We start from the raw sequence: 21099 nt of genomic DNA on the forward strand, positions 1-21099 counted from the left end.
AAGTTATTTAAAATAAGAAATAACGTTGTGCCATTGGTAACTCTGTTGCTGGCTCGCAAACAAGAGGGATCCCGTCAGCTTTTACGATGTAAGTTTGGCTGTCTAATTCAATGTGCGGTGTGTAGCTATTATGAATCATCGATTTTTTCGAGATGTTACGACAACCTTTCACTTCACCAATTTGGCTTTGTAAATTCAGTCGCTCAGGTACGCCTGCTTTAATGCCTGCTTGCGACATAAAGATCATTGATGTTTTGTATTTCGCTTTTCCATAACACGCGAACATTGGGCGATAATGAACAGGTTGTGGCGTTGGTATAGCGGCATTGATGTCGCCCATCGGAGCGTAAGCCACTAAACCACTTTTCATAACAAGCGCAGGTTTTACACCAAAGAACGCAGGGTTCCAAACGACTAAATCGGCTAATTTACCGACTTCAACAGAGCCTACTTCATGCGAAATACCATGAGCAATCGCTGGATTGATGGTGTATTTAGCAACATAGCGTTTGATGCGATTGTTATCACTTTCTTCTGTGTCACCTTCTAAGATCCCACGTTGAAGCTTCATTTTATTAGCGCACTGCCAAGTACGAATAATCACTTCACCCACACGGCCCATTGCTTGTGAATCAGATGACATCACAGAGATAGCACCAAGATCATGAAGAATGTCTTCTGCTGCAATCGTTTCACGACGAATACGTGATTCAGCAAAAGCCACGTCTTCAGGAATAGAAGGATCTAAGTGGTGGCATACCATTAACATATCTAAATGCTCATCTACGGTATTGATCGTATATGGCATCGTTGGGTTGGTTGATGCAGGCAGAATGTTTGGTTCACCTACCGATTTTATAACGTCTGGTGCGTGACCGCCGCCAGCGCCTTCGGTGTGAAATACGTGAATAACACGATCACCAATGGCTTTAACGGTTTCTTCGTAAAAACCGCCTTCGTTTAACGTATCTGAATGGATGGCTACTTGGATATCCATTTCATCAGCCACATTTAAACAGTTATGAATCGCGGCAGGAGTAGCGCCCCAGTCTTCATGAATTTTTAACCCAATAGCACCCGCTTCAATTTGTTCACGCAAAGCATCGGGTTTACTTACACAGCCCTTGCCGAATAAGCCAACATTGATAGGTAAATCATCCACCGCTTCTAGCATGCGATGCATATTCCAAATGCCAGGTGTTACAGTGGTTGCATTTGTACCAGCTACTGGGCCTGTACCACCACCGATGAAGGTAGTGACGCCAGAGGTTAAGCCTTCTTCTGCTTGTTGAGGGCAGATAAAGTGAATATGAGTATCGACACCGCCAGCAGTAATAATTTTACCTTCACCAGCAACGACTTCTGTCGCAGGACCAACGACGATATCCACATTGGGTTGAACATCAGGGTTACCTGCTTTACCAATCCCAAAGATACGACCGTCTTTAATGCCAATGTCTGCTTTTACAATACCCCAATGATCGAGAATTAAGGCGTTAGTAATAACGACATCAACACATTCGCTATTAACCACTTGGCTTTGACCCATCCCATCACGGATCACTTTTCCGCCACCGAATTTTATTTCTTCGCCGTAGGTCGTAAAATCATTTTCTATTTCTAAAAACAGCTCAGTATCGGCCAAACGAACGCGGTCACCGGTCGTTGGTCCAAACATGTTGGCATAAGCAGTACGAGAGATATGGGCCATTTAATTTGCCTCTTTTTCGTCAGTAGAGTTATCAATGCTGATCATGTCGTCAATCTTGCCCATGACGGAACCTTGGAAACCGTATATTTCTCGTTTACCGGCAAATTCGACGAGCTCAATAGTGCGACGTTGGCCCGGCTCAAAACGAATAGCCATACCCGCAGGAATGTTTAAACGAAAGCCTTTGGTTGGTTCTCTATCAAATTTTAGAGCCTCATTCACTTCGTAGAAATGATAATGAGAACCTACCTGAATAGGACGGTCACCATAATTTGCGACAGATAAGTTATATGTCTTACGGCCCACATTTAATTCAATTTGACCAAGAGCGTCATTTACTCTTATTTCTCCAGGGATCATCCTTAATTCCTTAAACGATAGGATCGTGAATTGATACTAACTTGGTGCCGTCGGGGAATGTACATTCAACCTGAACATCTGGGATCATTTCAGGAATACCTTCCATAACATCATCAGCCGTTAAAATGGTGCGGCCGTAGTTCATTAAATCAGCCACGGTTCGTCCATCACGAGCCCCTTCCATTATTTCAAAACAAATTAAGGCGATGGCTTCAGGGTAATTCAGTTTTAATCCACGCGCTTTACGTCTTTCAGCAATCATGCCCGCAGAAGCAAGCAGCAGTTTGTCTTTTTCTCTTGGTGTTAATTCCATTACTATTCCAACTAATTATGTTGCCCAGATGCGTGGGACTTCGGGTAATGTTCCTAACCAATGTTGGCGAGTGTGTTGCCATAGCGTACTAAAACACGCCATCATGGGTTCTGTTTGATAACCTAAATAACGGATAACCAATAAGCCATCAATGTGAGTAATTCCACAAATAGGATCGCTATTGCCAAATAACCCAGTTTGTTCATGGAAATATTCATTAATCAGTGTTCTTAATTTATCTTCTAATGTTTCAGAAGCAGGGTAGATATAAAGGTTGCCAAGCATTGGGTAATCGCGCATTCCCGCGGCGTGCTTTATCTCATTGATTGAGTCGATATACATAGATTCAGAAAGCAATAGTTTGCCTTCGACTTGAATGTTGGTTCGACCCGTAACCCTGCCTTTTTCAAACGTCTCATTAAGGACAGGACGCCCAAAGCAATTCATTTCCCAGCCGATAAAATGCGAATTTTTATGTAACGCGACTTGCGTATTTAAATGAGCTTGGCAGTTAGGGAAAAAAATATTTTCTTGGGGAAGCCATTCTAAGAAGCCGGTATCATCAACATTTAAGCGTTGCGTTTGAGTTGAAGTCGCCCCTGAGCTGCGATAAAACTTGGTTGCGCCAGGAGTTGTTATTAATGAATGCGCTTTTGGTGCAACGTGAATATTAATATTGAGTTGGTCGCCACCGACGACACCACCTGGAGGGTGAAGTAGATAAGTATGCGCAATGCCGATTTCTGGATAAAAAGGACGCTGAACCATGAGTGGGCCAACTTGTTCACGATGAACTAGCTTGGTATTTGAACCTCTTTTTTCATAGAAAAGAGATATGTCTGCTAACCAACCTGACGCTGATGTATTTATTTCAGGCATAATTAATCCTGCCAATATGGCATATTTTCTTAAAAAGAAATAATGAAAACAAATAGCAAACACCTCTAGTTTACACACTAGAGAAATAGGTATTTTAAATAAACTGTAATGGCTTAAATCTAAGCATGTGGGTGAATTCACCTCCCCAGCGTTACAGTAAAATTAATTTATTTTATGTGTACATGAATATGTAAAAATAGATTAATTTTAGATAAGGTTTTTAACGGTTTACGATCTGGATAGTAATCTTATATTTTAAAATTGGCAATAAAAAAGTAGTCAAAAAATAGAACTTTTTAATGGTTTTTTTATTGTTAAATATAAGTGGAAAAGAGATGTAATTATTTTGTAAATTCATTTAAATAAAGCGTCTATCTTAAGGTTATTATTTTTTCACAAATGGACTCGAGTAGGGCTTTTTCATGTGAAATGATTAAAAGACCAATATTTCTTTCTTTGCTTAATTTAAGCAGTTGAGCCCAAATAGATTGTTGTGTTATTGGGTCTAATTGGGCTGTTATTTCATCGCATAATAAATATTGAGTGGTGGGTAAAAGAGCTCGTAGTAAAGCAAGGCGTTGCAACTGCCCACCTGAAAGTTCTTTTGGGTAGCGCGGTAGCCACTCTTCTTTGAGATTAAAATTATGCAATAAGGGGATAAAATCTTGTTCACGAAAACTCTCTTTTAATGATTTTAACACTGTCCATTTAGGGTTAAATGAGAGTTCGGGATGCTGTCCTATCCACTGTACAGGGTTGGCTTTTTTATTATCATAGCTTGGTGTGCAGACATGACCAGAAGATGGAAATATAAAACCTGAAAGTAACATTGCAACCGTTGATTTACCTGAACCACTGACCCCATTCAAGCCTAAAATATCACCTTGTTCTAGTCTAATATTAGGTAACGATAGTTGTTCTTTTTGATAGCGAACCGTAGCATCAGTTAAATAAATCATATTTTAATTCCAGTGTTTAGGTAATGCGTGCCATAGGGCTTGGCTGTATGCGTTACTGTTGCCTTGTTTGATTTTTTCAGGTGTTGTGTATTCAATGGAGGAGATGTGGTCTCCATCATCTGTATTTTTTAAAACAACTATTTTATCCGCTATATCAAGAATATGTTTTATATCATGACTGACGATAATCACGACTTTGTTCTCTTTATGGGCGAGATATTTATAGTGTTGAAACAACGGTTCTAAGTATTCTTCATTGATACCACAACCGGGTTCATCAGCAATTATTACGTCTGGTTGTTGAATAAAAGCTAATGCAGATAGGGCTCGCTTAGCCATCCCTCCGGAGAGTTGATAAGGGTATAATTTAGCCACTGAAAGAGGTAACTGAGCCAAAATAAGTGCATTATGAATCGCCGTGTTATTTTTGCGCTGGTACCATTTTCTCTTTGGTTCAAATTGCGCTAACTGAGTGCCTATCTTTGCGGTAGGGTTTAACGCATTGATACTTTGTGGCACTAATGCAAGGCGTGCTGTTGGTTGAATTATAATCTCTCCGGTAACCGTAAAGTCAGGGGGGATTGAATTCATAATGACATTAATTAATGCACTTTTTCCGCAGCCACTGGCTCCGATGATAGCTAAAACTTCTCTCTTATTAATAGACAAAGAAAGGTTTGAGAATAAAGGGGCAGAATGACGGTTTTGTTTTATCGTTAACGACATAATCTGGATCATTGCTATTTTTACCTTCTCACTCTGGTGCCAATCAGCATCAATAATAATGAACTGGTGACTAAAACTATTCCTGGAAATAAAGCGAGCCACCACTGCCCGCTGAGTAAATATTGACTGGCTTCAGAGAGCATTCCGCCCATTGATGGCGTTGAAGGTTCAATTCCAAATCCTAAAAATGTTAATCCAGCGCCATGAACTAAGGCTTGAGGATAGAGAATAATCATCCCTGTCAGGATCTGAGGGAGTAGATGAGGTGTCAAATGTGTTATATAGCAGCGCAATGTAGAGTGACCAAAAGCCAATGAATGCAGCACATAAGGCTTATGTCGTAACTGTTCTATTTCAACTTTGAGTAAACGAGTTAATTTAGGCCAGTGACTGAAAGTGATGGCGATTACTAACCCTTCAAACCCACCACCAGCCAAAATGGATAGCACTATCATCACCAAAATATGTGGTAACGCGCTCCAAACATCAATAAGCGTATTTATGAGATAACTGCATGCTGAATTTACGTTTCCAATTAACGCTAAACACGTAGAAAGTAATGTGCAACATAATGAGGCGAGTCCCCCCATGGCAAGGCTGAATAAAAGTGCTTTTAATGTTCGACTAAATACATCTCTGCCTAACCAATCGGTGCCGAACCAATAATCAGAATTAGGCATGATGTTTTTATTAAATAAATCAATTGTTTCGCCATTCTTTTGCCAAGATATAGAGAGAAGCAATAAAAAACAAAACAAGATTAAAGGAAGGTGCTTTTTCAGCATGATACATAGTCTTTAAGATTAAAATGAAGTCGATAAGGAGAGGCGTTTGCTGAGTAATGACGCTAAAGCATTACCAACAAATACGAAAATAGCACAACAAAATGTGATCCCAAGAAGTAATGGAGTATCTCCACTTAACCCTGCTTTAACGAGTGTTTGTCCGATACCTGGGAAATTAAAAACAGTTTCGATAATCACAGATCCACTGAGTAATTCAGAGAACCCTGCCAATTGAATTACGAGTGCTGGGATCATGGTATTTCTTAATAAATGATACCGTACAATAGAGAATGTTGATTGGCCATGAAGGCGTGCATATTGAACATGTTGGCTATGGCAGACTGCAATTACTTTCTCTTTAGTATGTAAGATAATAGGGGCCATTAAACTGAAGCATAATGTAATTAAAGGCAGTGTAAAGTAAGGTATTTTTTCATAAATAGATAAGCTTTCTGGAGCAACACCTAAAGGGGCGATACCACCAATAGGAAACCAGACTAATTTGATAGAAAAAATAGTGATGAGTAATAACCCAACCCAAAAGTTAGGAATTGCATTCATCATTAAGGCAATATGAGAGAATATTTTGCTCCACTTTTTATTTGGAAATAAGCCAAGAATAAAACCTAAGGTATAACCAAAAATAAGAGAGAAGGCACTTGCACTCATCATCAGTATTATTGAATATCGACTGCGTTGCCAAATGATGTCACTAACGGGCTCTTGATAATGATAAGAGTAACCAAGGTTGCCGGAAAATAGAGAATGAACAAAACCTATCATGCGATCTAATGCGGTTTGGTTTAATCCTAATTGCTCGATAAGTTGTGTTTTTCTCTCTCCAAATACTGCTAATGCATTACCATCAAAATACGCACTTATTGGGTCAATAGGAGATAACGTCAATAGCAGCGTTATCATGATGAGCGCTAAGCACAACTGAAGTACAAGTCGAGTTAAACTTATGAATAAGGTATTGGAGTGATGGGTATTTATCGACACTTCCAACGCCACTCTTCAATGTTTGCGGTTAATGGCCAGCCATGATCATGAGGCTCTGTAATTGGTTTTCCTAAATCTAAACAGCTTTTCGCCATATACAGATGTTGGATGTTGACTAACCATGTCCATGGACGATCTTGTTGTATTTGTTTTTGTGCTTGTTGCCAAAAAGGTATGGAGTCTTTCCAAGATGCGGCTTTAAGCGCATTATCAATTGCAATATCGACGGTCTTGTTTTTATAACCACCAGAATTATAAAAATCAGTGTGGGCGTAACGTGAATGATAAACGTAACTTACTTCACTTGCAGAGTGACTACCAAATCCCATAAGTACTGGAGTTGTTGTCATCTGCAAAGCAATCGCATTCCACTCAAGACCTTTGACATCGACATTAATACCGACTTGTGCCGCCATTGCACTAATAGTAAGTGCAAGTTGTTCTCTAACACTGTCACCTGCTTTATAGAGTAGAGTAAACGAGGCTTCATGATTTTGTTTATCTATGATCCCGTTATTATCACTGTCTGCCCATCCTGCGTTTTTTAATAATCTATTCGCATGAATTAGATTGGTTTTTAATGGCGTAATGCCTGTCGTTTCTAATCCCCAAGGCATATTGTCAGCGATAGAGTAGGCAGGAGTTGCATAACCATCAAGTAACTTATCTACAATTAACTGTTTATCAATTAAGTAATCAAATACTTCACGAATCACCGGATCTGAGGTGACATAGGTCGTATTAATGCCTTGTTGATAAGTCATTGGCCAAACAATACCGCGATTATCTAAAGTGGGTACTGACCATAATTTATAACCTTCAATTTTTTGACTAGCGTAACGTTGTGGAACGACACTTAAATGAAGTTGTTGTGTTTTTAATTGAATAAACCGCGATTCTTCACTGCCAAAAACGGCGATGATATTACGAAATTTAGGGGCTTTATCATAATAAAGTGGATTTAAGCTCATGCTTACGTATTGGTTTTTTTTCCACTTAGTTAAGACGTAAGGACCAGAACCAATAGGCTGTTCACCATAACGAATACCATGGTTATCCTGTGGTTTATATCGATGTTTTGGAACGATACCAATAGAAGATAAACGATCTAAGAAAGTGATATCACTATGGGTTAAATGAAAAGCCACAGAGTAAGGCGTTAAAGGTTCAGCCATTTTTAATGCACTTAGATCATGGGTGCTACTTTGGGCTAAAATTTGATTGTAAGTAAAGGCGACATCATCTGCCGTTAGTGGTTTTCCATCACTAAATTGGACATCTTGTCTTAGGGTGATAATCCAAGTTAGCTTGTTATTTGTTAAGCGCCATTTTGTCGCTAAATCGCCAATAAAATTTAAGCTTTTATCTCTTTTTAATAACGTCGATTGAAATAGTGGACTTCCGTATTTTCCCCAACCTAAAATAGGGTCAAATCCTGTCATTGGCTCACTTCCCAATGCAACCTTGAGAGTGTCAGGTCGTTTGTTTTGATGTGCAGATGCTTGTGGGACAAAAGAAGTCATAAAGATTAGTAAGGTAATAATTACAAAACGAACAGGTATTAAGGGCATTTCAAATTTTTTTATTAATGTAAATAATGAATTCACAACATTTTCCAATATAAAGAAAGTGAGCACTGGTAAATGAAAGAACGCATTTACGATCTGCATTAGAAATTAAGTCATGATCTAATGGCATTACACAGAAGTAGTTACGGGGCTATTATGTTTTATGCAGCAGTAAGCACCTCAATAATGGGGCCATAAATAACTGAAGCTAAAATGTATAGACTTATCTGGTAAGTAAAATTAGATCGAATTTGATGGTTCTACAAATAGGTAAATAAGTAGATAGCATCAAGATAGAGCTAAAAAATGTATAAAACGTTAAGGTAGATAAAATCACAAAGCCGTAGAGTAACGGTAATAAAGACATTGATTTTATTGGCGTGGATTCTATCAGTAGGTGAGAAGTAAGCAAGTAATAAATAAGTCAAAAAATCATATTATTACGGGTATAAAAAAGCCAAGTCAGAGGACTTGGCTTTGTGTTTATTCATGGAAGCTGAAATTAGCTTAGTTGTGCTTTAATGTGCTCAACGATGTTTGCAATTTCGATTACTTCTTTGCTGTTTGCACGACGGTTCTTATATTCAAAGTTACCTTCGTCCATGCTACGGTCGCCAATAACAACGGTATGTGGAATACCGATAAGCTCGATGTCTTTGAACATAACACCTGGGCGCTCTTTACGATCATCAAATAGAACGTCGATGCCCATCGCTGTTAATTCTGCATACAGTTTTTCTGCCGCTTCTTTAACGCGATCAGATTTGTACATGTTCATTGGAACGATAGCAACCGTAAATGGTGCAAGCGCTTCTGGCCATACAATGCCGTATTCGTCATTGTTTTGCTCGATAGCTGATGCAACAACACGTGAAACACCGATACCGTAACAACCCATCTCAAGGATAGAGTTTTTACCGTTAGCATCAAGTACGCCACAGTTCATTGCTTCTGAGTAGGCTGTGCCTAATTGGAAGATGTGACCAACTTCGATACCGCGTTTCAGTTGTAGAGTACCTTGACCACATGGGCTTAGATCGCCTTCAACAACGTTACGTAGATCTTCAACTTGACCAAGCTGTACATCACGATCCCAGTTCACACCAAAGAAGTGCTTACCGTCGATGTTTGCGCCTGTACCAAAGTCACTCATTACAGCAACAGAGCGGTCAACGATGAATGGGAGTTCTAGGCCAACAGGACCAAGAGAACCAGCACCAGCGCCGATTAGGTCACGAAGTTGTGCTTCGTCAGCCATCTCTAGTGGAGATAAAACTTGTGAAAGGTTTTCAGCTTTAACTTCGTTAAGCTCGTGATCACCACGGATGATAAGTGCAATGATATCAGCATCAACTTCATCAGATGCTTTAACAAACAGTGTTTTCACTGTTTTTTCAATTGCGATACCGTGTTGCTCAACCAATTCTGCAATTGTTTTTGCGTTTGGTGTATCAACCGTTGTCATCTCTTGAGTAGGAGCTGCACGTTCAGTTGTTGGTGCTAGAGCTTCTGCTTTTTCGATGTTAGCTGCGTAATCAGATCCTGTTGAGAATGCGATCAAATCTTCGCCGCTTTCTGCAAGTACGTGGAACTCTTGAGAACCACTGCCGCCGATTGCGCCTGAGTCAGCCAATACTGGACGGTACTCAAGACCCATACGGTCGAATGCTCTACAGTAAGCATCGTGCATTGCATCGTAAGACTTTTGTAGACCGTCTTTATCGATGTCAAAGCTGTACGCATCCATCATGCAGAATTCACGTGCACGCATTACGCCAAAGCGTGGACGACGTTCATCACGGAATTTAGTTTGGATTTGGTACAGGTTTAGTGGAAGCTGCTTGTAAGAGTTAACTTCGTTACGAACAAGGCTCGTGATAACTTCTTCAGCAGTTGGGCTAAGTACAAACGGACGAACATGACGGTCAGTAAAGCGAAGAAGTTCAGGACCCATCTTTTCAGAACGGCCTGTCTCTTCCCAAAGCTCAAATGGTTGAACTACGGGCATCAACGTTTCGATTGCACCTGCATTGTCGATCTCTTGACGAACGATATTTTCGACTTTACGCAATACACGTAGACCTGTCGGTAGCCAAGTATATAAACCTGAAGCTAGACGGCGGATCATACCTGCACGTAGCATGAGCTGGTGGCTCACTACTTCTGCGTCGTTTGGAGTCTCCTTCAGTGTTGAAAGAAGGTATTTGCTAGTGCGCATGTTTTCATCCATTTGTTAGTTATGAATATTGGAATACCTCGATTTAAACAGTTAAATCGAGAGGTCAATTTTAGCCTGTGCCAATTCTTTAATCAGAATGGATTCAAATCTAAAATTAAGCCCTCTATGATATCAGCCTAAAAGCGATCTCAAAAGCGATCAATTGCAGTTACCGTAATGGAATTGCTATCAACAATGAATTTTACGTTCAAATCAAACAGATTTACCGCGTATTCCTTAGTATCTGCCTTTCCTTTTTTGTAAGCAGGACGAGGATCTTGCCCAAGCACTTCTTTTATCACCGCTTCAATATGTGTTTTTTGTGGGTGTGAACTAAGTGATTTTTGTGCCTCTATTGATAAATACACATCAAGAACATCGGGTTCCTTTTCGGCAAAACCACCTAAAGCATCAGGGATAGAATCGGAATAAGGGATGTAAGGTTTGATGTCGATAATCGGCGTGTTATCCACTAAATCAACACTGCCTAACTCTAAATACGTTTGATTACCTTCTTGAACTACACCTTTTAATTCGACCGCCGACATGCCAATACCATTAGGGCGAAAGGTCGCTCGTGAAGCAAATACGCCAATACGTTCGTTGCCACCTAAACGTGGCGGACGAACCGTTGGCCTCCATCCCGCCTCTAAGTTTTGGTCAAATAAGAATAACAGCCATAAGTGTGAAAATTGCTCAATAGCACGCACGGATTCAGGTGAGTTAGCATCCCCCACCAATTTTAGGCGAGATGTGGCACTAGGCGCTAAGCGAGGTTGACGAGGAACGGCAAATTTCTCTTTGTAAGGTGACTGGATAAAACCAACAGGATCGATGTGATAAGTCATTTATGTAAGCTCAACGGTGAAGATAAATGAATTTTATCATAACTAATGAACAGTCACTTTTTTACTTTATATGATAATAGTTCGCAATTACCAATTGTTATGTTATAACATAACAATTGATGACAACTTATTAGAGAGAGAAAAAGATGAAAGAAGGTATTCACCCAACATACAGAAAGGTTATTTTCCACGATACGAGTGTGAATAAATACTTCCTTATTGGATCTACATTGCAGACAGATAGAAAAATGACATGGGAAGATGGTAAGGAATACCCTTATATGACATTAGATATCTCTTCTGAATCACACCCATTTTATACCGGTGAGCAAAGAGTGGTATCCACTGAAGGTCGAGTTGCAAACTTCAATCGTCGATTTGGTGCATTAAAAGGGAAAGTATAATGAAAGTATTAAGCTCATTGAAAAGTGCTAAATCTAGACATAAAGATTGTCAAATCGTAAAGCGAAAAGGGCGAGTTTTTGTTATTTGTAAAACTAATCCTCGATTTAAAGCGGTTCAAGGGAAAAAGAAAAAGTAAGATATAAAAAAAGGTTGGCATCACTGCCAACCTTTTTAGGTTTGATTAAGTTAAAAGAGGAATTACCAACCTTTAACTACGCCGCCTTTAAATGTTTTTAGAGCAGCTTGGTAAACTTCGTCTGATTGGTACGCTTTAACAAACGTTTTTACGTTATCAGTATTTACGTTATCAGTACGGCCAACAATTAAGTTTACGTATGGAGATTCTTTATCTTCAACAAAGATGCCATCTTTCTCTGGTGTAAGGTTCAGACTACTTGCGTAAGTTGTGTTGATTACAGATAGAGCAACATCATCAAGAGAACGAGGAAGTTGCGCAGCATCTAACTCAACAATTGTGATGTTTTTAGGGTTAGCGGTAATATCACGAACCGTTGCAGCAAGACCAGAACCATCACGTAATGTGATTAGGCCTTGTTCTTGAAGCAGAAGAAGAGAGCGACCAAGGTTAGTTGGATCGTTTGGTACAGCAATACGCGCACCATCTTCAATTTGGTCAACCGACGTTACTTGCTTAGAGTAACCTGCAATTGGGTAAACAAATGAATTACCAGCAACTTCAATTTTGTAACCACGGTCAGCCACTTGTTGATCAAGGTATGGCTTGTGTTGGAATGCATTTAAGTCGATAGAACCATCATCCAACGCCGCGTTTGGTGTTACGTAATCGGTAAATGTGACTAGCTCAACATCGAGACCGTATTGTTCTTTTGCAACTTTAGCTGCTACTTCTGCAACTTGAGCTTCAGCACCCGCCATAACACCTACTTTAATTAGGTTTGTGTTTGTTTCTTCTTGGCCACAACCAGTTAGAATTAGTGTTGATGCTAGACCAGCAACCGCGGCCAGTGTTTTAATGTTAAATTTCATTATTTACTCCTTAAAAATGAATTCCATATATAAAAATTAGATTAACGATGATCAACTTTTTTAACTAAAGCATCACCTACAGATTGAATGATTTGCACCAAAACAATCAGCATAACAACGGTCACAGCCATGATGGTTAAATCATAACGGTGGAAACCATATCGAATAGCAACATCACCCAGACCACCACCGCCAACTGTACCTGCCATTGCAGAGTAGCTAACCAGCGTTACTAGTGTGATAGTTACCGCATTTAAGATTGTTGGTAGTGCTTCAGGAAGCAATACTTTAGTAATAATTTGTAGTGGTGTTGCACCCATTGATTGTGCTGCTTCAACTAAGCCACTTGGTACTTCAATTAATGCGCCTTCAATCAGACGAGCCACAAATGGGATCGCTCCAATCGTTAATGGAACAATCGCCGCAGTCGTACCAATAAAGCTACCAACAATCAATTTTGTTACTGGAATAATGGCAACCATTAGAACCAAGAAAGGCACTGAACGGCCCACGTTAACAACCGCGCCAAGTGCACTATTGAATGTGGTGTTTTCCATTAAGCCACCTTTTTTGGTGATATGTAAAATAACACCAAGAGGGATCCCAATAGCAAAGCCCACAATACCTGCAACAGTAACCATATAAAGCGTTTCGCCGGTTGCGTTTAATAGTAGCTTGCTGTTTAAATCAAGCCATGCAGAAATCACATCAAATGACATAACCTAACACCTCTACTTTTACATGATGATTACGTAAGAATTCAATCGCTTGATTGGTTGAGTCTTGATTACCAAATACTTCAGCAAGCATTAAGCCGAATTTAACGCCGCCTGCGTAGTCAATATCAGAACTTAGAATGCTAATATCAATATCAAATTCACGCGAGATCTGGCTGATAACAGGGGCATCAACGGTGGCGCCAGTAAACTCTAAACGCATAAGAGGATAGCTGCCTTCAACATAATTATCTTGCAAGCGAGCTTTGAAATCATCAGGAATCGATAAATCTAATGTCGCACGAATAAACTCTTGAGCCAGTTTGGTTTTAGGATGAGCAAAAATATCACTCACTATGCCTTTTTCTACTAACTCACCATCACCGATAATAGCCACTTCATGACAGATGTTTTTTACGACTTCCATTTCATGAGTGATGATTAAAATCGTGATGCTTAGTTTGCGATTTAGATCTTTGATTAGCTCTAAAATAGATTTTGTGGTCGCAGGATCAAGCGCACTGGTTGCTTCATCGCATAACAGCACTTTAGGGTCTGTAGACAGTGCGCGTGCAATAGCAACACGTTGTTTTTGACCACCGCTTAAATTAGCAGGGTAAGTGTGATGCTTATCAGTCAAGCCGACTAGCTCTAATAGCTCAGTCACTTTCTTGTTAATGTCTTGTTTTGATTTACCCGCCAACTCTAGGGGAAGAGCCACGTTATCAAATACAGTTCGTGAAGCTAAAAGATTAAAGTGTTGGAAGATCATCCCAATATTACGACGAGCTTTACTCAATTCGCTTGAAGACAGCTTAGTTAAATCAACACCATCAACAATAACTTCACCATTAGTTGGCTTCTCTAGCATGTTTACACAGCGTATCAGTGTACTTTTCCCTGCACCTGATGAGCCTATTACACCAAAGATGGTGCCTTGGGCAATGTGAAGGTTAATATCTTTAAGGGCATTAATTTCCTTTGCGCCTTGATAAAACACCTTATTAACGCGGTTTATTTCAATCATGATTCGCCTTGAACTGCATTTTTTGTAAAATAGGGAGCTAATGTAAATAGAAAGAGAGCAAAGGTTAAAAAATCTGAGCGATCTCTCATTTTTTATATCCTACTGATGCTATTTCGGATATTGATTTAAGTCAATAGATATTTTTACGTCTAGACGGCTAAACGTATAAATAAGATGCTAAGAAGCAAAAAGCGTGAGATAATTTTTTATTAACCGATTTGATTATATAGAGGGTTTCACCTTGTCTAAACCAGCAGTATTCCTTGATAGAGACGGCGTGATTAACGTTGATCGTGGCTATGTTCATAAACGTGATGACTTTGAATACATTGATGGTGTATTTAATGCTGTTAAAAAATGCAAAGACATGGGTTACCTACTTGTATTGGTAACAAACCAATCAGGCATTGCTCGTGGCATATTTACAGAAGAGCAATTTGAAACACTGACAGAGTGGATGGATTGGAACTTTGCAGAAAATGATATCGATTTTGATGGTATCTATTACTGCCCGCATCACCCAGAAGCAACGGTTGAAAGATACAAGGAAGAATGTGATTGCCGTAAACCAAATCCAGGTATGTTTATGTCTGCTCAAACGTTCTTAGACATCGACATGGAAAACTCTGTGATGATTGGTGATAAGAAAGAAGACATGATGGCTGCACAAGCGGCGGGTGTTGGTACTCGTATTCTTGTTCGTACTGGTAAGCCAGTAACAGAAGAAGGTGAAGCGTTAGCGACGACGGTACTTGATAGCATTGCTGATGTGCCTAAGTTTTTGTTTGCTTAATTAAATAAAGCACACGACTTCATTTTAGAAAGCCCACAGACTTTTAGTTTGTGGGCTTTTTTATTGATTATACTTCTTGATAATTTAAGTACTCAACGCACAGTTCGTAGAATTGCTGAGCTTGTGGTGAGATGGTTCTGCCTGCTAACTGAAATATTCCAATTTGTCGTTCTAGTGGGGGATCAATCAAAGGGATCCAGACTAAACGGGTTTCATTGGTTGGGAAGGCTAATTTAGGTAAGGTCGTAATTCCAATACCGAGTTCTAATATTGAAAACAATGAGGTGATATTCTCTACAGAGTAGAGGGCCTGTTCACTGAGTACGTGAGCAGGAGTGGAATTAAGTAAAGAACAAGTCCCGTTCTTAATAAAAGGGTATGAGAGTAATGCCTGCCATTCAACACCGTCGAGGTTATCGGCAATCGGATGATCTTTTAAGCACACCACACCAATAGGATCGGCGATAAGCGGAGTAAAGTGAATCGCTTCCTCTTCTAATTGTGAGTAATTCCCTAACGCTAAATCGACTTCGCCAGATAATAACCTTGCTTCAACAGCGGCGGCATTATCATCAATTAAACTGACTTCCACATTTGGGTACTTCTCACTAAACGCCCCCAGTACACTCGGGATTAATTTTGCAGCAACAGAAGGAACACTTGCGATACGGACCCGTCCTTGTTGGCCTGCCGCATCGGCTCGTAAATCGTTGGTTAGCTGTTCATAAACGCCTAAGAACTGTTTTATTTTAGGAAAGCAGATATCTCCAAAAGGGGTTAATTTAGATTTATTACCGGCTTCAAATAAAGGTTGCTCTAAAATACGTTCAAGTTCTTTAATTGAAGTTGATAACGCCGCTTGAGAACGATTTGCACGATTTGATGCAGCGCGAAAGCCTCCTTCTTCTACGACTAAAGTAAAGTGTTTCAATTGTTGTAGTTTGATACTCATTTATCCTCCCCCCTTGCCAGCCCTTTATTTATCGAATTCTTACTAAAGTGATTAGTTTTTCTTATCGAATGTAAAAAATTTACCGTTAGATTTATCATCTGTCAATGTGCATTATTTAACTATATTGAAACATTGTTATTACATGACGAATGAGAGAGTGACGACTAAAATGAAAAAGCATGCAGTAAAAACCGAGCTATTTGCGTCAAAAGCACCTCTTGAGTGGGCAATGGTAAATAACGGCACTTTATATACGGCTCAGATACCTATTGATCAATCAGGAGTCGTTGTTGAAGGGGGCATTGAAGCGCAAGCGCGTCAAACTCTAGATAATTTAGTTCATACATTAGAGTGTGCGGGAGAGTCATTAGATTCTGTTCTGCAAGTATTGATTTATGTCACTGACAGAGAGTATCTCGCCACCGTAAATAAAGTGTATGCAGAGTACTTTAATGCCCCTTATCCAAACCGTGCTGCAATGATTGTGGCAGGGTTAGCCCGTGAAGAAATGTTGGTTGAGTTTGTTGTTTATGCCGCAGTCGGATCAGAATAAGCCCAACGCTTTATCTTATTAAATATCAAAGAATTCGTTTTTTATTGTTTATTTTTAAAAGCAATAATCTTAGAACAAGGAAGATAGCATGACAGTTCAAGCACAAAATATTCAAGCAGAAAAATCACTATACATCGGCGGAGAATGGCAATCAGGCATCAGTACGATTGCGAACATTAATCCATCAGATATTACGCAGCATTTAGGTCATTTTGCTCAAGCCAGTGAAAGCCAAGTTCAAGATGCGATTTCAGCGGCCAAAAAAGCACAACCTGAGTGGGAAAGAACACCACTAGAGCGTAAGCAAGCCGTATTACAAGCGATTGGTGATGAGTTAATTGCACGTTGTGATGAATTAGGCCGTTTACTTTCGAGTGAAGAAGGTAAGCCTTTTATGGAAGGTCGTGGTGAGATTTATCGTGCGGGTCAGTTCTTCCAATATTTTGCTGCTGAAGTGTTACGTCAAATCGGAGACAGTGCTGATTCTGTAAGACCAGGTGTTTCTGTTGAAGTGACGCGTGAAGCCGTTGGGGTGATTGCGGTTATTTCGCCTTGGAATTTCCCAACAGCAACCGCAGCTTGGAAAATTGCACCAGCATTGGCGTTTGGTAATAGCGTCATTTGGAAGCCTGCAAATCTAACGCCTGCAAGTGCCGTGGCATTAACTGAAATTATTCACCGCCAAGGTTTACCAGAAGGGACGTTCAATCTGGTGCTAGGCAATGGTTCTCAAGTTGGTAATGCACTGATTAACTCAAAAGAGATAAACGGTGTGAGCTTTACAGGCTCTGTTGATACTGGTCGTAAAGTGGCAACAGCAACCGCTCCAAACTTTGTGCGTTGTCAGCTAGAAATGGGCAGTAAAAATGCACTCGTTATTGCAGATGATGCTGATATTAACATTGCGGTTGAAGCCACTATTGCGGGTTCATTCTCTGGTGCGGGTCAAAAATGTACCGCGTCATCTCGTTTGGTTGTTATGGATGGCATTCATGATGCGTACGTTGAAGCGTTAATCAAACGAATGAGCCAACTTAAAGTGGGGCATGCATTGGAAGAAGGCGTATTCATGGGACCGGTAGTTGATGGTAATCAACTGGATGCGAACTTTGGTTGGATGGAAAACGCACGTCAAAGTGGTGCGGAATTGGCCTTTGGTGGTGAGCGTTTAAATCTTGAGCATGAAGGTTATTACATGTCGCCAACGCTGTTTATTAATACCGATAATAAATGGGAAGTGAACCAAGAAGAAGTGTTTGCACCAATGGCGAGTGTGATCCGAGTGGCTGATTTAGAAGAAGCGATTGCGACCACCAATGATACTCGTTTTGGGTTAACCGGCGGCATTATTACGCAAAGTTTACGTACCAGTGCGTTATTCAAACAACAAGCTCAAACGGGCTGTGTCATGGTCAACTTACCAACCGCAGGTACGGATTATCATGTTCCATTTGGCGGTCGTAAAGAATCAAGCTTTGGTCCACGAGAGCAAGGCCAATACGCAAAAGAATTTTATACGGTAGTGAAAACGGCTTATCAACGTCCTTATTAAAATGGATGGAAAATCTACTCAACTAGATGAAACCGAAATGAAATAAGGAGCGTGTTATGTATCAACAACGGATTGTTATCGATGGTTTGCAATACTGCAATTGGGATAGAGAGTATTTTCAGACTCTAAAAGCCAGTGGCATTACAGCGGTTCATGCCACCATGGTGTACCACGAAAACGCACGAGAAACGTTGAGTCGTTTTGCTGAGTGGAACTTACGCTTTGAGCAAAATGCCGATCTTATAATGCCTGTCTATTCAATGGCGGATATTGAATTGGCGAAAGCGGAAGGCAAGGTGGGTATTTTCTTTGGTGCGCAAAACTGCTCTCCGATTGATGATGAAATTGGCTTAGTTGAAGTCATGCGTCAACAAGGGTTGCTCATCATGCAATTGACCTATAACAACCAAAGTCTACTCGCGACGGGATGTTATGAAAAAAATGATACTGGTATTACTCGTTTTGGTCAGCAAGTGATTGAAGAGATGAACCGCGTAGGGATGATCGTCGATATGTCTCACAGTGCAGAGCGTTCAACGCTTGAAGCAATTGATTTATCGTCACGCCCTATTTGTATTAGTCATGCCAATCCTTCTTTTGCTCATGATGCATTACGTAATAAATCAGACACGGTAATTAAAGCATTAGCAGAACGTGGTGGACTACTTGGTTTTAGTTTATATCCATTTCATTTGCCAAATGGCAGTCAATGTAGCCTAGATGATTTTTGCCAAATGGTAGCAACAACTGCCGATATGGTCGGAATAGAACATTTAGGTATTGGCAGTGATTTGTGCTTAAACCAACCACAAGAAGTGTTGGAATGGATGCGTAATGGTCGTTGGTCAAAAGCGATGAATTATGGAGAGGGGTCCGCCAGTAATTCAGGATGGCCCGATGCTCTCCCATGGTTTTGTGGCAGTGCAGGAATGGAAAATATCTACAACGGATTAATGCGTCATGGATTCAGTGAATCTGAGGCCGGAAAAGTACTGGGTGAAAACTGGTTTAACTTTTTAAAACAAGGACTAGAGCCTATTTCGTAAAACGAAACCCATACATGGAGCGCCTACTCAATACAACAATAATAGGGTAGGTAGCAAGCACACCTTTGCAGCTGCAAATTGAATACTGGAGTCAGAGTATGTCTGATGTAACCGATAACATGAAAAGTTCAAGCAAGAATTCGTCAATAAAAGAGAATGAATCCACGGCAGAAAAACTGGGGCTCGATAACCCCGCTTTATGGTATAGCGGTGGTTTTATCGCTTTATTTGTCTCACTTGCGTTAGTGAATGCTGAATTACTGTCGACCATTGTTAATAGTGGATTTGCATGGGCAGTGAGTGTCTTTGGTCCTTATTGGCAAATCTTATTATTACTGACATTCCTAATTGGTTTAGGGTTGGCAGCAGGACGTACTGGTCGAGTTATTTTGGGGGGAATAGATAAACCTGAAATGGACGGATTCCGTTGGATGGCGATCATCTTTTGTACTTTATTAGCGGGTGGAGGCGTGTTTTGGGCTGCGGCTGAGCCGATAGCTCATTTTGTTAGTGCACCACCATTATATGGCGCGCAAGAGAACGTACAACAAGCGGCAGTTAATGCGTTATCACAATCTTTTATGCATTGGGGATTCTTAGCATGGGCAATAGTGGGGAGCTTAACGTCCATTGTTGTTATGCATCTTCATTATGACAAAGGGTTACCGCTTAAACCGAGAATTTTACTTTATCCTCTCTTTGGTAAACGCGTACTGACTGGCCACACCGGTGCATTGATTGATGCGTGTTGTATTGTGGCGGTTGCGGCAGGGACAATTGGTCCGATTGGTTTCTTAGGTCTACAGGTGAGCTATGCGTTAAATGCTCTGTTTGATATACCAGATGGTTTTACCACACAGCTCATCATCATATTATTCGCTATCGCTCTATACACGATTTCTGCGTTAAGTGGTTTGAATCGTGGTATGCAAATGCTTAGCCGTTATAACGTTATTTTAGCGTCAGCATTGATGATTTATGTGCTTCTTTTTGGTCCAACTAACTTTATCGTCAATGGCTACATCCAAGGGGTGGGCAGCATGATTGATAATTTCATTCCTATGGCAACCTATCGTGGTGATGAAGGCTGGTTAAGTTGGTGGACGGTATTTTTCTGGGGATGGTTCTTAGGGTACGGACCAATGATGGCGATCTTTATTGCTCGCATATCACGCGGTCGCAGTATTCGCCAATTGATCTCTACCATTAGTATTATTGCACCGCTTGTGACGTGCTTTTGGTTCACGATAGTCGGTGGTTCAGGATTGGCTTTTGAAATTGCGAATCCAGGCAGTGTGAGTTCGGCTTTTGAAGGGTTTAACTTACCGGGGGCTTTATTGGCCGTGACCTCTCAATTGCCAATGCCAATGGTAACGTCAATCCTATTTCTAATTTTAACCACCATCTTTATTGTGACCACGGGTGACTCGATGACATACACCATCAGTGTGGTTATCAGTGGAGAAACAGAGCCAAATGCCATTATCAGAACCTTTTGGGGCGTGATGATGGGGGTAACGGCATTAATCCTTATCTCTCTTGGATCTGGTGGTATATCAGCATTGCAATCCTTCATTGTCATTACCGCTGTTCCTGTCTCTTTAATCTTGTTGCCCTCACTTTGGGATGCACCACGGATCGCCATTAAGATGGCAAAAGAACAAGGGTTGTAAACCCA

At 40.4% G+C, this 21099-nt stretch carries 22 protein-coding genes; 7 read left to right on the top strand and 15 right to left on the bottom strand.

All coding sequences use genetic code 11. The annotated features are described in order from the left end of the window. Positions 1 to 7: 7 nt before the first annotated feature. From ureC to tsaA, 11 genes are all read right to left on the bottom strand, one after another. On the bottom strand, positions 8 to 1711 hold the full coding sequence (gene ureC, locus A6E03_RS11365; protein ID WP_065592072.1) for an urease subunit alpha: 1704 nt from the start codon (positions 1709 to 1711) through the stop codon (positions 8 to 10). Further along, the gene (locus A6E03_RS11370) at positions 1712 to 2071 is read right to left on the bottom strand and encodes an urease subunit beta (protein ID WP_065600889.1); all 360 of its coding nucleotides are present in this window, start codon (positions 2069 to 2071) and stop codon (positions 1712 to 1714) included. It lies immediately after the preceding gene. 10 nt (positions 2072 to 2081) lie between these two features. Then, entirely contained in the window at positions 2082 to 2384 is a 303-nt protein-coding gene (locus A6E03_RS11375) for an urease subunit gamma (protein WP_060993604.1), read from the bottom strand. A gap of 15 nt (positions 2385 to 2399) precedes the next feature. Further along, a complete protein-coding gene (locus tag A6E03_RS11380; RefSeq protein WP_065600890.1) occupies positions 2400 to 3263 on the bottom strand; it encodes an urease accessory protein UreD in 864 nt (287 codons plus the stop codon). A 371-nt stretch (positions 3264 to 3634) separates the two neighbouring features. Continuing rightward, positions 3635 to 4222, bottom strand: a complete 588-nt coding sequence (locus tag A6E03_RS11385; protein ID WP_065600891.1) for an ATP-binding cassette domain-containing protein — start codon at positions 4220 to 4222, stop codon at positions 3635 to 3637. Between the two features lie 3 nt (positions 4223 to 4225). Then, positions 4226 to 4960, bottom strand: coding sequence for an ATP-binding cassette domain-containing protein (locus A6E03_RS11390; RefSeq protein WP_065600892.1), 735 nt, complete (start codon positions 4958 to 4960; stop codon positions 4226 to 4228). An 8-nt stretch (positions 4961 to 4968) separates the two neighbouring features. Then, on the bottom strand, positions 4969 to 5733 hold the full coding sequence (locus A6E03_RS11395) for an ABC transporter permease (RefSeq protein ID WP_065600893.1): 765 nt from the start codon (positions 5731 to 5733) through the stop codon (positions 4969 to 4971). A gap of 18 nt (positions 5734 to 5751) precedes the next feature. Beyond that, complete coding sequence (locus tag A6E03_RS11400; protein ID WP_255310631.1) at positions 5752 to 6654, bottom strand: ABC transporter permease; 903 nt, start codon at positions 6652 to 6654, stop codon at positions 5752 to 5754. A 71-nt stretch (positions 6655 to 6725) separates the two neighbouring features. Next, entirely contained in the window at positions 6726 to 8342 is a 1617-nt protein-coding gene (locus A6E03_RS11405) for an ABC transporter substrate-binding protein (protein ID WP_255310632.1), read from the bottom strand. Positions 8343 to 8805: 463 nt separating this feature from the next. After that, entirely contained in the window at positions 8806 to 10521 is a 1716-nt protein-coding gene (locus tag A6E03_RS11410) for a proline--tRNA ligase (protein WP_065600896.1), read from the bottom strand. Positions 10522 to 10670: 149 nt separating this feature from the next. Beyond that, on the bottom strand, positions 10671 to 11369 hold the full coding sequence (tsaA, locus tag A6E03_RS11415) for a tRNA (N6-threonylcarbamoyladenosine(37)-N6)-methyltransferase TrmO (RefSeq protein WP_065600897.1): 699 nt from the start codon (positions 11367 to 11369) through the stop codon (positions 10671 to 10673). Between the two features lie 146 nt (positions 11370 to 11515). Between tsaA and A6E03_RS11420 the strand changes: the two genes are divergently transcribed. Further along, on the top strand, positions 11516 to 11773 hold the full coding sequence (locus A6E03_RS11420; protein WP_065600898.1) for a type B 50S ribosomal protein L31: 258 nt from the start codon (positions 11516 to 11518) through the stop codon (positions 11771 to 11773). Then, positions 11773 to 11910 carry a type B 50S ribosomal protein L36 gene (gene ykgO / locus A6E03_RS11425; RefSeq protein WP_012549672.1) on the top strand — a complete coding sequence of 46 codons (138 nt, stop codon included), beginning with the start codon at positions 11773 to 11775 and terminating at the stop codon, positions 11908 to 11910. Before A6E03_RS11420 ends, ykgO begins: the two co-directional genes overlap by 1 nt. Before the next feature lie 62 nt (positions 11911 to 11972). Here ykgO and A6E03_RS11430 read toward each other — a convergent pair whose 3' ends face one another. From A6E03_RS11430 to metN, 3 genes are read right to left on the bottom strand one after another with little or no spacing between them, the layout of a single operon-like run. Continuing rightward, positions 11973 to 12782 (bottom strand): MetQ/NlpA family lipoprotein, encoded by an 810-nt coding sequence (locus tag A6E03_RS11430; RefSeq protein ID WP_065592082.1) that lies wholly within the window; start codon positions 12780 to 12782, stop codon positions 11973 to 11975. 41 nt (positions 12783 to 12823) lie between these two features. Then, positions 12824 to 13501, bottom strand: coding sequence for a methionine ABC transporter permease (locus A6E03_RS11435; protein ID WP_065592083.1), 678 nt, complete (start codon positions 13499 to 13501; stop codon positions 12824 to 12826). Continuing rightward, positions 13491 to 14525 carry a methionine ABC transporter ATP-binding protein MetN gene (gene metN, locus A6E03_RS11440; RefSeq protein ID WP_065600899.1) on the bottom strand — a complete coding sequence of 345 codons (1035 nt, stop codon included), beginning with the start codon at positions 14523 to 14525 and terminating at the stop codon, positions 13491 to 13493. The genes A6E03_RS11435 and metN overlap by 11 nt, the downstream gene beginning before the upstream one ends. A 241-nt stretch (positions 14526 to 14766) precedes the next feature. Here metN and gmhB point away from each other — a divergent pair, with 241 nt between their 5' ends. After that, positions 14767 to 15318 carry a D-glycero-beta-D-manno-heptose 1,7-bisphosphate 7-phosphatase gene (gene gmhB, locus A6E03_RS11445; protein WP_065600900.1) on the top strand — a complete coding sequence of 184 codons (552 nt, stop codon included), beginning with the start codon at positions 14767 to 14769 and terminating at the stop codon, positions 15316 to 15318. Positions 15319 to 15385: 67 nt separating this feature from the next. Here the strand turns inward: gmhB and A6E03_RS11450 are convergent, their stop codons facing one another. Next, complete coding sequence (locus A6E03_RS11450; RefSeq protein WP_065600901.1) at positions 15386 to 16270, bottom strand: LysR family transcriptional regulator; 885 nt, start codon at positions 16268 to 16270, stop codon at positions 15386 to 15388. Positions 16271 to 16427: 157 nt separating this feature from the next. Here A6E03_RS11450 and A6E03_RS11455 point away from each other — a divergent pair, with 157 nt between their 5' ends. The 4 genes from A6E03_RS11455 (at position 16428) to A6E03_RS11470 (ending at position 21094) form a co-directional block, all read left to right on the top strand. Next, positions 16428 to 16823 carry a RidA family protein gene (locus tag A6E03_RS11455; RefSeq protein WP_218060167.1) on the top strand — a complete coding sequence of 132 codons (396 nt, stop codon included), beginning with the start codon at positions 16428 to 16430 and terminating at the stop codon, positions 16821 to 16823. A gap of 88 nt (positions 16824 to 16911) precedes the next feature. Then, positions 16912 to 18375 (top strand): aldehyde dehydrogenase family protein, encoded by a 1464-nt coding sequence (locus A6E03_RS11460; RefSeq protein WP_065600903.1) that lies wholly within the window; start codon positions 16912 to 16914, stop codon positions 18373 to 18375. A gap of 56 nt (positions 18376 to 18431) precedes the next feature. After that, a complete protein-coding gene (locus A6E03_RS11465; protein WP_012549659.1) occupies positions 18432 to 19421 on the top strand; it encodes a membrane dipeptidase in 990 nt (329 codons plus the stop codon). A gap of 98 nt (positions 19422 to 19519) precedes the next feature. Further along, the gene (locus A6E03_RS11470) at positions 19520 to 21094 is read left to right on the top strand and encodes a BCCT family transporter (RefSeq protein ID WP_065592090.1); all 1575 of its coding nucleotides are present in this window, start codon (positions 19520 to 19522) and stop codon (positions 21092 to 21094) included. The last annotated feature ends 5 nt before the right edge of the window (positions 21095 to 21099 follow it).

It is taken from the genome of Aliivibrio sp. 1S128 (assembly GCF_001691065.1).
In the GTDB taxonomy this organism is placed as follows: Bacteria; Pseudomonadota; Gammaproteobacteria; order Enterobacterales; family Vibrionaceae; genus Aliivibrio.